This is a genomic window from Streptomyces sp. NBC_01478 (assembly GCF_036227225.1).
In the GTDB taxonomy this organism is placed as follows: Bacteria; Actinomycetota; Actinomycetes; order Streptomycetales; family Streptomycetaceae; genus Streptomyces.
Genome location: NZ_CP109444.1, coordinates 8,261,787 through 8,279,977, shown reverse-complemented (window position 1 = coordinate 8,279,977; position 18,191 = coordinate 8,261,787). Strand labels below are relative to the sequence as shown.

Annotated in this window: 16 protein-coding genes; 12 read left to right on the top strand and 4 right to left on the bottom strand. The window is 68.8% G+C overall.

The window, feature by feature from the left end; all coding sequences use genetic code 11:
• Window positions 1-14 precede the first annotated feature (14 nt).
• The 3 genes from OG223_RS37605 to aepY all read left to right on the top strand — a co-directional run bounded on the left by OG223_RS37605 (window position 15) and on the right by aepY (window position 2,931).
• Window positions 15-1,049, top strand: a complete 1,035-nt coding sequence (locus tag OG223_RS37605; protein WP_329258562.1) for a ketoacyl-ACP synthase III family protein — start codon at window positions 15-17, stop codon at window positions 1,047-1,049.
• Between the two features lie 80 nt (window positions 1,050-1,129).
• Window positions 1,130-1,807 carry a DedA family protein gene (locus OG223_RS37600; RefSeq protein ID WP_329258560.1) on the top strand — a complete coding sequence of 226 codons (678 nt, stop codon included), beginning with the start codon at window positions 1,130-1,132 and terminating at the stop codon, window positions 1,805-1,807.
• Window positions 1,804-2,931: a phosphonopyruvate decarboxylase gene (gene aepY / locus OG223_RS37595; protein WP_329258556.1), complete on the top strand. Its 1,128-nt coding sequence runs from the start codon at window positions 1,804-1,806 to the stop codon at window positions 2,929-2,931. The genes OG223_RS37600 and aepY overlap by 4 nt, the downstream gene beginning before the upstream one ends.
• A 34-nt stretch (window positions 2,932-2,965) precedes the next feature.
• On the opposite strand, the gene OG223_RS37590 is transcribed toward aepY, so the two are convergent.
• Both OG223_RS37590 and OG223_RS37585 read right to left on the bottom strand, forming a co-directional pair.
• Window positions 2,966-3,463, bottom strand: coding sequence for an ArsR/SmtB family transcription factor (locus OG223_RS37590; RefSeq protein WP_443073781.1), 498 nt, complete (start codon window positions 3,461-3,463; stop codon window positions 2,966-2,968).
• A 21-nt stretch (window positions 3,464-3,484) separates the two neighbouring features.
• The gene (locus OG223_RS37585; RefSeq protein WP_329258553.1) at window positions 3,485-5,050 is read right to left on the bottom strand and encodes an MFS transporter; all 1,566 of its coding nucleotides are present in this window, start codon (window positions 5,048-5,050) and stop codon (window positions 3,485-3,487) included.
• An 897-nt stretch (window positions 5,051-5,947) separates the two neighbouring features.
• Between OG223_RS37585 and OG223_RS37580 the strand changes: the two genes are divergently transcribed.
• The 6 genes from OG223_RS37580 (at window position 5,948) to OG223_RS37555 (ending at window position 13,764) form a co-directional block, all read left to right on the top strand.
• Window positions 5,948-6,583 (top strand): glutamine amidotransferase-related protein, encoded by a 636-nt coding sequence (locus OG223_RS37580; protein ID WP_443057402.1) that lies wholly within the window; start codon window positions 5,948-5,950, stop codon window positions 6,581-6,583.
• A 120-nt stretch (window positions 6,584-6,703) separates the two neighbouring features.
• A complete protein-coding gene (locus OG223_RS37575; RefSeq protein WP_329258548.1) occupies window positions 6,704-9,214 on the top strand; it encodes a molybdopterin-containing oxidoreductase family protein in 2,511 nt (836 codons plus the stop codon).
• 47 nt (window positions 9,215-9,261) lie between these two features.
• A complete protein-coding gene (aroA, locus tag OG223_RS37570; RefSeq protein ID WP_329258544.1) occupies window positions 9,262-10,584 on the top strand; it encodes a 3-phosphoshikimate 1-carboxyvinyltransferase in 1,323 nt (440 codons plus the stop codon).
• The gene (gpmI, locus tag OG223_RS37565; protein WP_329258541.1) at window positions 10,581-12,113 is read left to right on the top strand and encodes a 2,3-bisphosphoglycerate-independent phosphoglycerate mutase; all 1,533 of its coding nucleotides are present in this window, start codon (window positions 10,581-10,583) and stop codon (window positions 12,111-12,113) included. Before aroA ends, gpmI begins: the two co-directional genes overlap by 4 nt.
• Complete coding sequence (locus OG223_RS37560) at window positions 12,110-12,520, top strand: hypothetical protein (protein WP_329258538.1); 411 nt, start codon at window positions 12,110-12,112, stop codon at window positions 12,518-12,520. The genes gpmI and OG223_RS37560 overlap by 4 nt, the downstream gene beginning before the upstream one ends.
• A gap of 182 nt (window positions 12,521-12,702) precedes the next feature.
• Window positions 12,703-13,764 carry an inorganic phosphate transporter gene (locus OG223_RS37555; RefSeq protein WP_329258536.1) on the top strand — a complete coding sequence of 354 codons (1,062 nt, stop codon included), beginning with the start codon at window positions 12,703-12,705 and terminating at the stop codon, window positions 13,762-13,764.
• A 125-nt stretch (window positions 13,765-13,889) separates the two neighbouring features.
• On the opposite strand, the gene OG223_RS37550 is transcribed toward OG223_RS37555, so the two are convergent.
• Window positions 13,890-14,231, bottom strand: coding sequence for an ArsR/SmtB family transcription factor (locus OG223_RS37550; RefSeq protein ID WP_329258533.1), 342 nt, complete (start codon window positions 14,229-14,231; stop codon window positions 13,890-13,892).
• Window positions 14,232-14,349: 118 nt separating this feature from the next.
• Window positions 14,350-14,712, bottom strand: a complete 363-nt coding sequence (locus OG223_RS37545; RefSeq protein ID WP_329258530.1) for an ArsR/SmtB family transcription factor — start codon at window positions 14,710-14,712, stop codon at window positions 14,350-14,352.
• 161 nt (window positions 14,713-14,873) lie between these two features.
• On the opposite strand from OG223_RS37545, the gene OG223_RS37540 reads away from it, so the two are divergent.
• The 3 genes from OG223_RS37540 (at window position 14,874) to OG223_RS37530 (ending at window position 18,030) form a co-directional block, all read left to right on the top strand.
• A complete protein-coding gene (locus tag OG223_RS37540; RefSeq protein WP_329258527.1) occupies window positions 14,874-16,268 on the top strand; it encodes an NAD(P)-binding domain-containing protein in 1,395 nt (464 codons plus the stop codon).
• Between the two features lie 78 nt (window positions 16,269-16,346).
• Complete coding sequence (locus tag OG223_RS37535) at window positions 16,347-16,808, top strand: ArsI/CadI family heavy metal resistance metalloenzyme (protein ID WP_329258523.1); 462 nt, start codon at window positions 16,347-16,349, stop codon at window positions 16,806-16,808.
• Between the two features lie 7 nt (window positions 16,809-16,815).
• On the top strand, window positions 16,816-18,030 hold the full coding sequence (locus OG223_RS37530) for an MFS transporter (RefSeq protein ID WP_329258518.1): 1,215 nt from the start codon (window positions 16,816-16,818) through the stop codon (window positions 18,028-18,030).
• Window positions 18,031-18,191 lie beyond the last annotated feature (161 nt).

Sequence of the window (18,191 nt, the reverse complement as noted above, 5' to 3'; positions counted from 1 at the left end):
GGATCGAGCTGCCCATGAAGACCGACATCCGCATAGCCGGGCTCGGCACCTACATCCCGGAGATCGTCGACGCGCGCAAGGCCGTAGCACTTGGTCTGTACGACGCCGACGACTACGAGTGGTACGGCTGGACCGGCGCCGCGGTCGCCGACGACATGCCCGCGCCCGACATGGCCATCGCCGCCGCGCGGCAGGCCATGGAACGCTCGCGGCTCCACCCGCACGACATCGACCTGCACCTCCACGTCTGCGGCCACGAGCAGGGACCTGAGGGCTGGTCGCCGCAGCACTACATCCTGCGCCACATCACCGATCGGGACGTGCCCTCCTTCCGTATCTGGCAGGCGTGCAGCGGGCTGATCGGTTCTCTGGAGTTGGCCGCCTGCTACCTCCAGGCCGTCCCCGAGCGCACCACCGCCCTGCTCACCGGCGCCGACAACGTGGGCACCCCGAACTTCAACCGGTGGGCCTTCGGTATCCAGAACGGTGTCCTGGGCGACGCCGGGTGCGCGGTCCTGTTGTCCAAGACCGAGGGGTTCGCGAGCCTGCTGTCCATCAACACGGGTTCCACGGCGGAGGTCGAGGAGCAGTACCGGGGAGCCGAGCCTCTCTTTCCGCCGTCCCTGACCGTGGGCCGCAGCATGAACTTCAAGGAACGCCTCGCCGCCAGCGGCGGGTTGGAGGACACCGTCGCCGAAGTCGTGCGGAGGCAGGGCGAGTTGCGTACGGAGATCGCCCTGCGCACCTTGGCCGAGGCCGGCCTCGAACCGGCGGACGTCACGCGCGTCGCCCACGTCTTCACCGGCCAGGAGAGCTATCTGAAGGTCATCCTCGACCCGATGGGTCTCTCGCCCGATCAGGGGCTGCTCGACTTCGGCCGCAATCTGGGCCACTTGACGGTCAGTGATCAGGTCGTCGGCCTGACTCATCTCGTCGAGACCAGCCAGGTCGGCCCCGGAGACCACGTTCTGATCGTCGCCCACGGCGGTGGGGTGTCCATCACCTGCGCCGTCGTACGCATCGACCAGCGGCCCGACTGGGCCAGCTAGTCCCCGCTCGGGAGCCGGTCACGTTCGGGGCCGGCTCCCGTCCTTCGGCTCATCGCCTCGTCATCCAGGGACATCCAGCCATGCAGAATCTCGCCTCATCACCGTTGCTCGACGCCAAGCAACTCATCGCCACCTTCGGCCTGCTCGGCATCATGGCCACCGTCTTCGCCGAGTCAGGGCTGATCGTCTGCTTCTTCCTTCCCGGCGACTCCCTGCTGTTCACCGCGGGCCTGCTGGTGGCCAACGATCAGATCCTGCACGTGCCGCTGTGGCTGGTCATGCTCGCCATCGCCGCCGCAGCCGTGCTCGGTGACCAGTTCGGCTACGCCTTCGGCCGCAAGGTGGGACCCGCGCTCTTCCGGCGCCCCAACTCCCGCTTCTTCAAGGCGGAGAACGCGGAGCGCGCTCAGGGCTTCATGGTCAAGCACGGCCCCAAGGCCCTGGTCATGGCGCGCTTCATCCCGGTCTTCCGTACCTTCATCCCCATCACGGCCGGCGTGGGCAGGATGACTTACCGCACGTTCCTGCTCTTCAACGTCATCGGCGCCGTCCTGTGGTCGGTCACCCTCACGCTGGTCGGCTACTACCTCGGCCAGATCGCCTTCGTCCGCGACAACATCGAAGGCATCGTCATCGGCATCGTGCTGGTCTCCGGCATCCCTCTCATCATCGAGGGCATCCGGATGCGGCGCCGCGCCCGCCAGGCCGCGACCTCTACGACACCCGCTACCCCGGAAACGGAGCTGCCCCTTTCATGATCTCCGCCCAAGAATTCTGCGACATCCTCGCCGACCGAGGCTTCACCACCGCCAGTGGCGTACCCTGCTCCCACTTCGGAGGCCCGATCGCCCATCTGTCCACGCAGCCCGGCCGCTACGTGCCCGCCCCGAACGAGGGCAACGCGCTGGCCGTCGCCGCAGGAGCCGCACTCGGGGGTCAGCGTGCCTACGTCATGCTGCAGAACTCCGGGCTGGGCAACCTCATCAACCCGCTCACCTCGCTGGTGATGACGTATCAACTGCCGATCCTGACCTTCGCGAGCCTGCGCGGCTGGCCCGATCCGGCCACCGACGAACCGCAGCACGCCGTCATGGGACCGGCCACGCACAGCCTCCTCGACAGTGTCGGCACCCCGCACTACACGCTGCACGCCCAGGACGGCACGGAGCAGTTCACCGCGATCCTCGATGCCGCGGAGAAGGATCTGGCCGAACTGCGGGCCCCGTTCGTCCTCGTGGAGCGCGGCGCCATCGGCAAAGCCGCTTCACACGGCGACACAGCCCCTGAGGGCATCGCCGCCGGCACGGCCATCCGTATCGTCACCGACGCCGCGCCCGATGCCTCGGTGATCGCCACGACCGGCTACACCGGCCGCGACGCGTTCGCGGTGGCCGACCGGCCCGGCAACTTCTACATGCAGGGCTCCATGGGCCACGCCTCCTCCCTCGGGCTGGGCGTGGCCCTGACTCATCCGGAGCGGACCGTCATCGTCCTGGACGGGGACGGGGCCGCCCTGATGCACCTGGGGGCCATGTCGATGATCGGGCACGAGGCACCCGCGAACCTGATCCACGTGGTGCTCGACAACCGGGTCCACGAGTCCACCGGCGGGCAGTCCACGACATCCGACACCACCTCCTTCCCCGAGGTGGCGCTCGCGGCCGGTTACGTCGGCGCGGTGGCCTGCGAGAGCGAGGACGCGTTGCGGGACGCGGTACTTCAGGCGCAGGCGGCGGCTGGCCCACATCTGATCAGCGTCCGTACGCTGCCGAGGACCGGAGCGATCCCACCGCGCGCGACCAACGCACTGAGCCCGCAAGCGATCCGCGACCGCTTCCAGCAGGATCTTCAGCGGCCCCTGACACGCGACTGGCGGCCGTGACCCGCGGGTCACGGCCGCCAGTGGTTGGTTGTCCTCAACTCCCGCTGGCCGCAACGGGCCCTGGGGGTGCTTCGGGGTGTAGGCAGGCTGCCACCGTCTCGGGGTCCAGGGCGGCGAGGCTGGCGATCATCCGGAGTGGCTCGGCCAGCGCCGCGCAGCACATCACGTACTGGTTGCTGCGTCCTTGAGGGATGGCCTCGACCAACTGCTGCTCGCGCAACGGGGCCAGGTGGTGGCTGACCAGGGTCTGGCTCAGGCCGGTCGCTTCCTGCAACTCTTTGACCGTGCGCGGTTGTTGAGCGATCAGCAGGATCAGGGTCAGCCGCGTCTCGTCGGCCAGTGCACGCAGTTTCGGAGCGAGCACTTGGGCCCTCTCGCGCTCGCTGAGCCACTGGCCGGGATCGCTGACCGCGACGCGCAGCTTTGATGGCCGCACCATCACCACCTCCTTGTCGCCCCCGGGGCCGCCGCCCGGACCGCCCCTGCTGGGGACGGTCCGGGCGGGCCGAGCGGTGCCCTCGATCCTACGCACTACTTGAACCTTCTAGGGCAGTCACGAGGTGGCTCGGGCACTGGCGTCGCCGGGTTGCGCGGCGAGCGCGGCGTCATGGGCGCCGTCGTCCTCCGCCACCCGCTCGCGAGGAAGGATGAACGCGGCGGCAACGGCGCCGAGTCCGGCGACAGTTACCGCGATCAGCAGGGTGCCGGTGAAGCCGTTGACGAAGGAGTGCTGAGCGGCGTTCAGGACCCGTTGACCGGCATCGCCTCCGAGTTGCTGGGCGACCGTGTGGGCGCCCGCCAGGGACTCCCGTACGGCTCCGCCGGCCTCTCCGGGGAGCTTCGCGGCCTGGGGGAGGTTGTCGCGGTAGAGGGTGGTGATGACGCTTCCGCTGACCGCGATGCCCAGGGCGCCGCCGACCTGCATGCCGACATCGGCCACTGCCGACCCGGCGCCCGCCTGGCGGGCGGCGGACACCACGAGGATGGCGTCCACTGCGGCCGGGAGCGCGATCCCCATGCCCATGCCGAATGCTGCGAGTCCCCAGAGCGCCTGTGCTTCGGAGTCGACCTGGAGACCGGCCAGCAGGCCGAGTCCGGCCGCGCAGAGTACGAGGCCGATCACCACGGTCACCTTGAGGCCGACGCGCTGCACGAGCTTCTCCGACAAGGGGGCTCCGACCATCATCGTGCCGATGGCGAGCATGCGCACTCCCGCTCCCAGCGGATCCAGGTCCAGGACCGACTGTAGATACTGGGTCAGCAGGTACAGGCCGCTGTAGAGGCCGAAGGAGGTACACGCAATCGCCAACGCCCCGCCGCCGTAACGGGCGTTGAGGAACAGGCCGACGTCCAGCATGGGGTGTTCGGTGTGCCGCTCCCACAGGACGAACCCGACCATGAGCGCCACGCCCAGGAACAGGGAGCCGAGGGTCACGACGTCGCCCCAGCCGTTGTGCGGCGCCTCCACGAGGCCGTAGACGATGGCGACCAGACCGGCCACCGACAGCAGGGCGCCGACCATGTCCAGTCCCGGGTGGCCTTCGGCCTTGGACTCGGGGATCAGCTTGAACCCGCCGATGAGCGCGATGGCCGCCAGCGGCACGTTGATGAGGAACATCGATCCCCACCAGAAGTGCTCCAGCAGCAGGCCGCTGACGAGCGGGCCCAGCGGCACGCCGACCGCGGCGGCGCCCGACCAGATGCCGATGGCCTTGCCCTGCTCCTCGGGCGGGAAGACGTCCTTGATGATGGCGAGCGTGGCGGGCATCATCAAGGCTGCCGAAATGCCCATCAAGGTACGGAACGTGATCAGTAGTTCGGGGCCGGAGGCGAAAGCGGCGCCGAGGCTGGTCAGGCCGAAGGCCGCGAGCCCGATCGCCAGCAGCCGCTTGCGTCCGAACCGGTCGGCGAGCCCGCCGGCCATCAGCAGCAGCCCGCCGAAGGCCAGCGCGTAGGAGTCGACCGTCCACTGCAGTTGGCTGCTCGTGGCGTCCAAGTCCTTCTGAATACTGGGCAGGGCCAGATTCAGGATGAGGGTGTCGAGCCCGATGAGAACCAGGCTCAGGCACAGGATGGCCAGGATCTGCCATCGGCGGGGATGTCCGGCAGGGGGGTTCACGAGGATCTCCTCAAGGACGCGAAGTGGGCAGCGCGGCCGGGCGGCGACAGCCGCGGACGTGAGACCAGGCGCTGCACCAACGGGCGGACGAGGGCTGGCCGCCTACGGGGGAATGAGCCGGCCAACCCTCGGCCAGTCCACAGACTAACCAGCATGTACTGCTATCAACAGCGAATGCTGTTGATAGTGGCGAACTTTGGATACTCGATCCGGCCATCTGCTCGACTTCTTTACAAACGATCACCGATCCGTGCTCGCCACCCCGGTGACGTGCGGGAACGCGAACACCGCCACAGGACGCCGCCGACGGCTGCCGTACGCCGGGATGCCGCCGCAGCCACCGACAGGAGTGCGGCGTCATATGCCAACGGGCCTGATCAGCGCGAAGTCGCCTGCCCCGAAGGGGAGTTGAGCATCGGCGCGCAGGTGGGCAACCGGGTATGGCGCAAAACGCGCGGGGCTCCGCGCGAAACCCTCGAATACTTTGACCGTCATCGATAAATTGAGCGAGAAGCAGCACTGAGGCCTACTGAGAGGGTCTCGGTTTGATGCCACGGGGGGCTGGAAGGCGTGCGTAGATCCGACAGACAACGGCTCGAAACCACGCCACAGTCGGCAGCGCCGTAGGCGGCCCACCGCAGGCATCTCTCATCCGCTGGGCCCGCGCGTGGCGGCGCGGACCCTGACATCACATCGACACCATCAGGCGGCGATTCGCGCGGTCGGCGCGCGCTCTGCTGCCTTCCCGAGGCTGGAACCGTCAATGGCGACGGCTCTGTTCCAACCCTGCCTGTGATCCTTGAAGGGGAAACGATGTCAGTCTCTGCTCAGCCACGCCTTGCCCTCGTGGGCGACCGCGGAAATCACGACGAGCCGTCGCACCCGAAGATCGACGCAATGCGCGAGCAATGGGACGTGGCCACTGAGTGGATCCCGACCGTCGACATCCACGACGCCTCCCTGCTGGAGGGCTTCGACGGTGTCTGGGTGGTGCCGGGAGCGCCGTACTTCAACCAGAAGGGCGTGCACATAGCCGTCCGTCACGCCCGCGAGAACGGCGTGCCGTTCCTGGGGACCTGTGGCGGCTTCTTCAGTGCCCTCATCGAGCACGCCCAGAACGTGCTGCACCTTCCCGAAGCCGAGGGCGTCGACGAGGACCCCGAGAAGCTCCTGCCGCTCGTCACCCCCCTCACCTGCTCCTTCCGCGGGGAAAAGGCTCCCCTGACGGTCAAGAAGGACTCGCTGCTCGCCTCGATCTACGGCACGACCGAGGTGGAGGAGGTCTTCCACTGCGAGTACGGGCTGACCGCCGACTTCATGGGCTCCGCGAGCCAGGGCGCCCTGCGGATCAGCGCCTGGGACAGCGACGGCGCACCCCGCGCACTGGAGCTCGCCGGGCACCCGTTCTTCATGGGCAGCCTCTTCCAGCCCGAACTGTCCTCCGAGCCCGGCGACGAGCACGTGATCCTTAAGCAGTTCCTGACTGCCGTACGGATCTCCGCCGGCAGCGTGGCGGTCACTCCCGTCATCTGACGCAGTCCCGCTCGCGAGCGGGTTCTCTCTGACACGGCCGCGCGCGCCTGCTGCGCGCGGTCCAGGGCACCGCCATGCCCGCCTCGTCCCCAAACCAGGCGGAAGGACAGCCAAGTCTCCATGAAGCCCGATCAACACGGCGTCTCACGAAGAGGGTTCGTCCGCGGCAGCGTCATCGGCGGGGCAGGCATCGGTGCCCCTCTCCTGCTGCCCATGGTGGCAGCCCAAGCCGCGGAATCCGGCAGCGCCGACAGCAACGGCGGTGCGCCCGGCCTCGGTTTCACCGACCACTCGGCCGCGCTGTCTCCGGATCGCACGGTGGCCACGGCCTGTCAGTTCTGCAACTCCAACTGCCGCCTCAACGTCGACCTCAAAGCCGACCGCATCATCGCGGTCCGCGGCGAGGACCAAGACCCGGTCCAGCAGGGGCAGTTGTGCGTCAAGGCCGAGATGATGCCCCAGCTCGTCTACAACGAGGAGCGCCTCACCACACCGTTGCGCCGCGTCTCCGGCGCGAAGGGCTCCACTCACTCCAAGTTCGAGGCGATCAGTTGGGACGAGGCGTATCGGACGATCGCCGCGAAGCTGCTACATCTGCGGGACACCGGCCAGGCCCACACCATCGCCAACCGCACCACCGGCCGCCTGCCGCGCGGTACCGGGTCTCTTGTGGCCCGTCTCTTCGCGATGCTCGGCAGCCCCAACAACACCGACGTCGGCCCGGTCTGCAACGACGCCGGCGGCAACGCCCTGGCCGCGACCTTCGGCTTGGGCAACTTCACCAACGGCTACGGCACCGACGGCGCCACCGGCAAGGACGACCTCGGCTCCGCCCGGCACTATCTGTTCCTGGGCACCAACCAGGCCGAGACCCACCCGGTGACCTTCGACTACCTGCTGCGCGGGCGGAAGAAGACGAAGGCGACCCTGACCGTCGTCGACCCCCGGCTGACCCCCACCGGGGCGGCGGCCGACCGGTGGGTGGCGCCCAAGCCGCACACGGACTTCGCGCTGCTGCTCGGCATGCTCCACCACATCGTCGAAGAGGGCCTGTACGACAAGGCGTTCGTCGGCCGCTGGGTGGTCGGCTTCGACGAGCTGCGTGCGCACCTGGCCAAGCACCAGTACACGCCCGCCTGGGCGGCGAAGGTCACCGGTCTCCCGGCCGCCACCATCACGGCCATGGCGGAGGAGTACGCGTCGGCGAAGCCGGCCGCGATCTTCTGCAACGCGGGCATCTCCCACCAGCTCGGCGCCTTCGACACCTACCGGGTGCTCACGTTCCTCGCCGCGGTCACGGGCAACATCGGTCGCCCGGGCGGCGGCTGCAACTTCATGCACAACACCTGGCCCGGCGACCTGCATCTGCCGGCCCTTGAGGCGGACGTGCCCGAGGTGCGCGAGGCCCTGCCGGTCGGCCCGGACTACTTCGCCCAGTCCATCCTGACGGGCGAGCCCTACCAGTTGCGGGCCATCATCACCCAGGGCAATCCGCTGGTGTCCTCCGCCAACACCACCAAGGTCCGCAAGGCCTTCGAACAGCTCGACTTCTACGTCTACACGGGCCTGTTCATGGAGGAGCCCTCCTTCTACGCCGACATCATCCTGCCCGTGTGCAGCGGCCTGGAGATGGAAGGCGTGTACATGCGGCGCGACGACCGCGCCATCCGCTGGCAGGACCAAGTCGTCGACCGCGTCGGCCAGTCACGTCCGGACTGGGAGATCTGGATCGGCATCGCCCACGCGCTCGCTGAACTCGACACCCAGCGCCCCGCGAAGGAATGGCGGGACGCCTTCCCCGAGCGGTGGAAGGACTACAAGAACCTGTGGGACGACTTCGCCACGCACACCCCCGGCGTGGGAGGCATGACCCGCGAGCGCATGCAGAAGCGCGTCGAGCCGCTGCGCTGGCCGTGCCCCACCACGAAGCACCCCGGCGTCAGCACGCTCTACCTCGACCACCCCAGCTGGTACGAGGCGGCCGAGTCCCTCGATGCGGCCAACCGCGGCAAACGCTTCCTCACCCCCAGCGGCAAGGTCGAAATCACGACGCCCGCCCTCGACAAGCGCCTGTCCGTCGCCGGTCACTCCGCGCTGCCGATCTTCTACACCCACCCCGAGGTCACCGGCGCCAACCCCACCCTCGCCTACAGCACCAAGCTGGTCACCAGCCCGATCAACCCGCAGGCCGTCACCCACCCGGTGCGCCTGGGAGTTCCCGGCAACGACGACGTCCACCGCCACTTCCCGCTCATGGGGATGACCGGCCGTCCCAGCGTCGTCCACTTCGCCGAGATCACCCACTGGACGCGCCTGGGCGAGCAGCTCAACGGCATCCGCTTCGTCCAGATCCACCCGGAGACCGCGAAGCGGTCCGGTATCGCCGACGGAGACGACGTCCTCGTCGAAAGTCCCCGCGGAGCGGTGACGGGCACCGCGCTGCTGTGGGACGGCATACGCCCGGACACGATCTTCGTGCCCAACACCTTCGGCCCCGCGCAGAAGGTCGGCGACCTCTTCGGCGACCCCCGCTACGAACCCGCCAACACGCTTCCCGACGACAAGTACTACGACAACCTCTCCGGCCAGCAGGCCTACAAATGCTTCGCCTGTCGGGTCGTCAAAGCCTGACCCACACGCGCAGATGGCACATCCGTCCCCACCCACGGAGGCAGTGCATGAACGCCACACCCGACCCGCGCCTGAAGGCCGAGTCCGTCACCGTCGTCCCGCTGGCCGCCTTCGACGAACGGGTCAGCGTCCTGGGCTCGAAGAGCTACACCAACCGCTACCTGGCCATCGCCTCCCTCTCGGGTCAGGAAACCGTCATCAACGGCGCCCTGCTGTCCGACGACACCGTCTACCTCGCCCGCGCCATCGAAACGTTCGGCCACGTCACCTGCGACATCGACCACGCGACCGCCAGCATCCACGTCACCCCCACCGGACAGCCGATGCGGGCACCGAAGGACGACATCTTCGTCGGCGGCGCGGGCACCCCGCTGCGCTTCCTGATCTCGATGGCCGGCCACGCCCAGGGGACCACGATCATCACCGGCAACGCCCGCATGCAGGAACGCCCGATGGGTGACCTGCTCGCGGCCCTGCCGCCGCTGGGCGTCGACGCCACCGCCGTACGAGGCAACGGCAGCCCGCCCATCCGCGTCGTGGGCGGCTCGTTCAAGGGCGGCGCCACCACCATCAGCGGTGCCGTCTCCAGCCAGTTCACCTCCAGCCTGATCATCAACGCCCTGCGCGCCGAGAACGACACCGAGATCACCATCGCCGACGACCTGATCTCCAAGCCGTACGTCGAGATGACGCTGGCCGCCCTCAAGGAGATGGGCGTGAGCGTCGAACGCGACGGATACCGGCGCTTCACCATTCCGGCGGGACAACAGGCGCGCGGCGGTGAGGTGACCGTCGAGCCCGACGCCTCCGGCATGTCCTACTTCCTGGCCGCCGCCGCCATCCTCCAGTCGCGTGTCGTCATCCCCGGCATCGGCGCCGGATCCCACCAGGGAGACGTCCACCTCGTGGAGGCCCTGGAGCGGATGGGCTGTCACACGCAGGTCACCGACCACGAGATCACCCTCTCCGGGGGTCAACTGCGCGGCATCGACATCGACATGGAAGCCATGCCCGACGTCGTCCCCTCGCTGGCCATCGTCGCGGCCTACGCCGAGGGCACCACCCGCATCACCAACATCGCCTCCCTGCGCGTCAAGGAGTGCGACCGCATCGCCGCCGTCACCACCGAACTGCGCAAGATGGGCATCGAGGTCGAGGAACTCGCCGACGCCATGTACATCACCGGTGGCACTCCGCACGGCGCGACCATCGACACCTACGACGACCACCGCATCGCGATGACCTTCGCCATCGGCGGTCTGCGCACCGAGGGCGTCGTCATCGAGGATCCGGGGTGCGTCGCCAAGTCGTTCCCGACGTTCTGGCAGACCCTCGACTCCCTCCACCCGACCCTGGCGAGCACCAAGTGACCGCATCCGACGCCGCGTTCACGGGTCCGGGCATCCTGCTGGTCCTGGACGGATGGGGGCACGCGGAGCCCGCCGACGACAACGCCGTGCACGCCGCCCACACTCCCGTCCTGGACGAGCTGGTGGCGACGCAGCCCAGCACACTTGCCGACGCTTCCGGTGAAGCGGTCGGCCTGCTGCCCGGCACGGTCGGCAACTCCGAGATCGGCCACATGGTCATCGGAGCCGGCCGTCCTCTCCCCTACGACAGCCTTCTCGTTCAGCAGCGCATCGACTCCGGAGCACTGCGCGCCGACGACCAACTGGGCGCCGTCCTGGCCACGTTGGCGGCCTCTGGCAACTCGCTGCATCTGATCGGGCTGTGCTCGGACGGGCAGATCCACGCCAACGTGGAGCACCTCGGCGAGCTGCTCGCCGCCGCGGCTGCCCATCAGGTGGACCGTGTGTGGATCCATGCGATCACCGACGGACGGGACGTCGCCGATCACACGGGCGAGGACTACCTGAGCCGGGTTGCCGAGCTGGCCGACGCGGCGGGCACGGGCCGGATCGCCACCGTCATCGGACGCGGGTACGCCATGGACAAGGCCGGCAACCTCGAACTCACCGACCAGGCAGTCCAGTTGGTCGCCGACGGCCACGGAACACCGGCCGTTGACGTGCAGCAGGCGGTGCGCGCCTCCGAGCGCGGCGACGAGTGGGTGACGCCGAGCATCGTCAGCGACGTCGGCTACGCCCAGGTGGCCGACGGAGACGCGGTGGTGTGGTTCAACTTCCGCAGCGACCGCATCCAGCAGTTCGCCGACGGCCTCCTCGACCATCTCGCCGCCACCGGCCGGACCGTACGGTCGCTCAGCCTGGCCCAGTACGACACCCGCGCCGACATCCCCGCCCTGGTCCAGCGCGCGGACGCCTCCGGTGGCCTGGCCGATGAACTCACCGCCGCCGGCGTACGCAGCGTCCGTATCGCCGAGGCCGAGAAGTTCGAGCACGTCACCTACTACGTCAACGGACGTGACGGCAGCGTCCGCGACATCGAGGAACACCAGCGCATCACCGGGGAGAACAAGCCCGACTACGTCGCACGCCCGGAGATGAACCTCGACCGCGTCACCGACGCCGTCCTGGCCGCCGCCCGCACGGACGTCGACCTCGTGATCGCCAACCTCGCGAACATCGACGTCGTCGGCCACACCGGCAACTACACGGCCACTGTGAAGGCCTGCGAACACACCGATGCCGCCGTGGCACGCATCGTCAACACCGCCCGCGAATCAGGCCGTTGGCTACTGCTCGTCGGCGATCACGGCAACGCCGAGAAGATGACGAAACAGGCACCTGACGGCACCACCCGCCCCTACGGCGGACACACCACCAACCCGGTACCTCTGGTGATCGTCCCTCCGCTGCCGAGCGCCCCGCCCGCACCGCTGCCCGAGCGGGCCACGCTCGCCGACGTCGCCCCCACCGTCCTGCACCTGCTGGGGCACAAGCCCGGATCCGCCATGACAGGAAGGCCACTTCTGTGAGTCCACTCAGCTCGACCGCCACCGCGGCCCGCACCCACGAGGGCGCGCTGCCCGACCTGATCGCGTCACTGCACGCCAGCCTCCAAGGGGCACCCGACCTCGTCGGCTGCCAGAACTCCACCTTCATCTCGCCCGCCTTCACCGACGGCTCCCTCGCCCGGCCGCTCACCGCGCCGGACGGCGTGTGGGCGGTACTGCGGGAGGCAGCCGACGGATCACGCCAGGTGCTGTGCCTGCACAACCCCTCCGCCGACCCGGTCTCCGTCGACATCGACGTCCTGCTGCCCGAAAGCGTCGGCCGCCAACTGCACTTCGTCCGCGGCTCCATGAACACCACCCAGGAGACGGACGGCCTGCACGCCCACCTGGACGCATTCGGTCACGTCTGGGTCGCCCTCGACCTTTAAGGAGGTTTCCTCACCACCATCCAAAGGCCGCTAGCCCGGCCACAAATACCGCACGCGACGCACGTTCGCACGCGGTCATAGAGCTCCACTACAGATCCACTGCAGCCTGCGCAGGCAGCCGCCCGTAGGGCACTTCTGCCTGCGTATTCCTTTCAGGGCACCGCCAACCCGAAGGATCTGACATGGACATACTCGTTCTCTTTTTGGTGCTGGCGTTAGCCGCCGCCAACGGGGCCAACGACGTCCCCAAGGGCGTCGCCACGCTCGCGGGCGCCGGTGAAGCGAAGATCAAGACAGCCATCGCCTGGGGCACCGTCACCACAGCCGTGGGCTGCCTGGTCTCCCTCCACTTCGCCAACAAGATGACTGCCCTGTTCTCCAAGGGCATCGTCTCCGCCTCACCCACCAACTCGTTCGCCGCCGCCGTGCTGCTGGGAACCGCCGCCTGGGTCGCGTTGGCCACCTGGCGCGGACTCCCAGTGTCGACCACGCACGCTCTGACCGGGGCGCTCCTGGGAGCCGGAGCCCTCTTCGCGAGCAGCGCCGTCCAGTGGAACGTACTGCTCGTCAAGGTCGTGCAGCCGCTGCTGCTGAGCGTCCTGATCGCCTGGTGCATCTCCGCAGCCCTCTCGGCCGCAGGCCGGGCCGTCGCTCGGCGCCGGCAGACGCGGATCACCCAGCCGCAGCCCGCACCCGCCCTCGTCCCCGCGAGCGGGACCGAACTCGCGCCGGAGACCTCACCGGTGTCATCGGCACCCGTACAACAGGAGGCACCCACCAGGCGGTTGAGCCCGATCAGTGTCGCCCACTGGGCCACCAGCGGACTGACCAGCTTCGCTCGCGGCATGAACGACGCCCCGAAGATCGTCGCGATCGGATCGTTCGCCTTGATCTCCGGCATGACGACCACTCACCTGCTCGTCGCGGTCACGGTGGCCATGGCCGTCGGCGGACTGCTCGTCGGACGCCGAGTGGCGGAGCGGATGGCCAACGACGTCATCAAGATGACGCACGTCGAAGGGTTCACGGCCAACCTCACCACCGCCGCTCTCGTCGGTATCGGGGCGTTCCAGGGCCTGCCCATGTCCACCACGCAGGTGTCCATCGGCGCCATCTCCGGCACCGCGGGCACGGACCTGTCCCGCATCAAGAGGAAGACCGTCCGTGACTTCGCGATCGCCTGGCTGGTCACGCCGCCCTTCTCGGCCGGTGCGGCCGCCGTCGCCTATCTGATCCTGCGCTGACCGGGGTCCCTGAGCAGCCAACGCTCAGGGCCCCCGGCCCCTATCCGGCCTCGTACCGCGGTGTCTCCAGCACTGCGGTGCGGGGCCGGAATCTTGTGCCCTCGCCGCCGAGTTCGACTGTTCACTCACACGTCGGCCCCATCGTGCTGGTGAACGATCTGCGTCAGCGCCGAGCGGACACCGTCGCCCAAGCGGTAGTAGACGATGCGCCCGTCACGTCGGCTCTCCACCAGGCCAAGGCACCTGAGCACCTTGAGGTGGTGGCTCACGGTGGAGAGCGACACTCCCACGTCACCGATTTCATGTACGGGAACTTCCACCCCCCGCCGTTCTGCCAGGAGGAGCAGCAGCTTCAGGCGCACCGGGTCGCCCAGTGCCCTGAAGACGCTGGCCCACCAGGTCATATCCGCCGCGCTGAGCTTCAAGCACGTCCCGTCGCAGGCCGGATCTGCGCCTTCGTGGCACATGTCGTCTCCTCGTCCCAGCGTCCCTCTGGGAAGGTGGATGGGTAGGCGCGTCACCCACCGGAGCGGCTCTTCTCCGTATGGGGCCGGCCTGCGTGCCCCCGGTTTCGGTGCGCCTCCCTCAGGTCGCTGCGGACAGCAGACCGGCCATACCGGCGAGAACACCGGGTGCCACTCGGTAGTACACCCAGCTGGCTCGCCGTTCCGAGACCAGTAGTCCCGCCTCACGGAGCTTGCGCAGGTGGTGGCTGACCGTGGGCTGCGAGACGCCTACGTCCTGGATGTCGCAGACGCAGGCCTCACCACCGGGCTGGGCAGCGATCCTTGAGAAAAGTCGCAGGCGGATCGGGTCCGACAGGGCCTTGAACATGGCCGCGATCTTCACCGCGTCTGCGGCGGAGAGCTCTTCCCGCCCCAGCGGCTGACAGCACCCCAATGACGTGGTGACGTCCAGAACGCTGGGACCCAAAGCCAACTTAGACATGCCTCTATGTTGACACTCATCTAATCATCCGCCAAGGGTCGAGCGGCAGGATCTGCCCGAGCAGGCACAACTTTGATGGACTTCTATGTTGACGTACGTCGATACAAGGTGCACTCTGAGACCCACAGCACATCGATAGACGTCGAAACCAAGGAGTTCCCGTGGCCGCGCCTGCCCACCCCGACCTTCCCGTTGTTGTCATCGGAGCCGGGCCGGCCGGCCTGGCCGCAGCCGCGCACCTCACCGAGCGCGGCATCACCTCCACGGTGCTGGAAGCCGGACCGACCGCAGCCTCCGCCGTACGCGAGTGGTCGCACGTACGCCTCTTCTCCACCTGGGACGAACTCACCGACCCCGCCGCCGAGAAGCTGCTGGCACCCACCGGCTGGACCAAGCCCGACGCGACCACGTACCCCACCGGCGCGGCCTGGACCGAGAACTACCTCCAGCCGCTGGCCGACGTCCTGGGCGAGCGCGTCCGCTACGACGCCACCGTCACGGGAGTCTCCCGGACCGGCCGGGACCGCATCGTCGACGCCGACCGCGAGACCCAACCCTTCGTCGTCCACTTCGCCCACGCCGACGGCAGCGAGGACCGCATCCTGGCGCGCGCCGTGATCGACGCCTCCGGCACCTGGACGACCCCGAGCCCGGCGGGCGGCAGCGGACTGCCCGCGCTCGGCGAGAAGGCAGCAGCCGACTACATCACCTACCGCGTCCCCGACCTCAAGGACCCCGCCGTGCGGGCCCGTTACGCGGGCAAGAGCACCGCCGTCATCGGCTCCGGCGCCTCCGCCTTCACCGCCCTCGCCTCCCTCGCGGACCTCGCGAGGGCTGACGACGGCACAGACACCCACGCCCTGTGGATCCTGCGCCGCGGCATCAGCGGCTCGACCTACGGCGGAGGCGAAGCCGACGAGCTGCCCGCACGCGGCGCCCTGGGCCTGGCCGCGAAGGCCGCCGTCGACAACGGCCACGCCGACGCCGTGACCGGCTTCCGCACCGAGGCCATCGAACGCGCCGACGACGACCGCCTCGTCCTCGTCGGTGAGGACGGCAGCTGCCTCGACCCGGTGGACGAGGTCATCGTGCTCACCGGCCTCCGCCCCGACCTGTCCTTCCTCGACGAACTCCGCCTCGGCCTGGACGAGCGCCTCCAGGCCCCCGTCGCCCTCGCCCCGCTCATCGACCCCAACCAGCACTCCTGCGGCACCGTCTACCCCCACGGCCACAAGGAACTGTCCCACCCCGAACAGGGCGTCTACCTGGTTGGCATGAAGTCCTACGGCCGCGCCCCGACCTTCCTCGCGATGACGGGTTACGAGCAGGTCCGCTCGGTCGTCGCCGCGATCGCCGGTGACTTCGAATCCGCTGACCGTGTCGAACTCACCCTGCCTGACACCGGGGTGTGCGGGGGTGCCGGCCTCTTCGAGGACGCGGACGCCGAGCAGAACGCGGGAGGCGGATGCTGCACTCCCGCGCCCGCACTCGTGCAGATCGGTTCCGCGAGCGGGGTCCTCCAGATCGGCAAGCCCGAGACGTCCGGCGGCTGCTGAACAGCCGGAGTCGAGTCCCAAGGCCCCGGCCGACGCTCCGGCCGGGGTACGAACCCTTCGAACGGCAGGAGGACAGCCATGTCCCGCGTACAACTCGCCCTGCGCGTCCCCGACCTGAAGGCGTCAATCGCCTTCTACAGCAAGCTGTTTGGCACCGAGCCCACCAAACTCCGCGACGGCTACGCCAACTTCGCGATCACCGAGCCCCCGCTCAAGCTCGTCCTCATCGAAGGAACGGCCGGCGAGGACACGCGCATGGACCACCTCGGCGTCGAAGTCGAGACGACCGAGGCCGTCCACGGCGCCACAACTCGGCTTGCTGAGGCGGGTCTTGCGACCTTCGAGGAAAACGACACCACCTGTTGCTACGCACTCCAGGACAAGGTCTGGGTCCACGGCCCCGGCCAGGAGCCCTGGGAGGTGTACGTGGTCAAGGCCGACGCCGACAGCCTGGCCAAGCAGGAAGGCAGCGCCTGCTGCTCCACGGCCCCCGCCGACACCAGCGCGAGCGAACCGGTCGCCGCTGGCGGCTGCTGCTGATCCGCAGATGACCAATCTCCAGACCAACGAGGCCGCGATCGGAACGGACAACCGGTCGCGGCCTCGCGCCGCCCTGCCCGCCCTGTGCGCCACCCAGATCACCAGCTGGGGAATCGTCTACTACGCCTTCCCCGTCCTCAACGCCCGCATCACCGCGGACACCGGCTGGTCCACGACCGCCACCACCGCCGCCTTCTCCGGCGCCCTGCTCGTATCAGCCGTCGCGGGCATCCCGGTCGGCCGCATCCTCGACCGCCGCGGCCCGCGCGTCGTGATGACCACAGGTTCAGTGCTGGGCGTACTGGCCGTACTCGCACTCGCGTACGCGCCCAACCTCGCCGTCTTCACCGCGGCTTGGCTGCTCGCGGGCACGGCCATGGCGGCCACCTTCTATCAGCCCGCCTTCGCCGCCGTCACCCGGTGGTGGGGCAAGGACCGGGTCCGCGCCCTCACCATCGTCACGCTCGCCGGCGGCCTCGCCTCCACCGCCTTCGCCCCGCTAACCGCCCTGCTCGCCGAAAACCTCAGCTGGCGCAGCACGTACGCCATCCTCGCGGTGATCCTCGCCGCCGTCACCATCCCTGCCCACGCCCTCGCGCTGCGGGCTCCATGGCCGCCGGCCCCGCCGCCAGCCACCCTCCAGGCCAACGGCTCCGGTTCAGTCGCCCGAAGCCGCCCCTTCCTCATGCTCGCGGCGGCCTTCACCCTCAACGGCTTCGCCATGTACGGGGTCGTCTTCGGACTGGTCCCCCTCATGACGGAACGCGGCGCCGGACCAACGGTCGCAGCATGGGCCCTCGGCCTGGGCGGCGCTGGTCAGACCCTGGGCCGCACGCTGTACGCAAGGCTCGCGCGCCGCTCAACTCCGACCGCCCGTACCGTTGTTCTGATCGCGGCGGGCGGCGCGACGACAGCAGCACTCGCTCTCATCCAAGGCCCGATCCCCCTGCTCATCGCCTTGGCGCTCGCGGCGGGTATGGTCCGCGGCAACCTCACCCTCCTCCAGGCCACCGCCGTCTCCGACCGCTGGGGAACCACTCACTACGGCCGCCTCTCGGGCCTCCTCGCGGCTCCCGTCACCATCGCGAGCGCCACAACGCCGTTCGCCGGAGCCGCTCTCGCCGTGGCGTTGGGCGGCCACTCGCATCTCTTCCTGGTGCTAGCCGGGGTATCTCTTCTGGCGGGCGCGTTTGCGCTGGCGTCGGGAACCCGAAGCCCTTGAGGACCTGAGCGGACGGACGGCGGTGCCACCGGGGTGCCGCATCCGACTCCTCAACTGCCAGTTGGCGAGGCGCTATTGGGCTCTCTGCACCTACACCACGTGGCACAGGCTGCGTTGGCAGTACCCCGGGCGGTAGCCGACCTCTCACATATCTATTATCG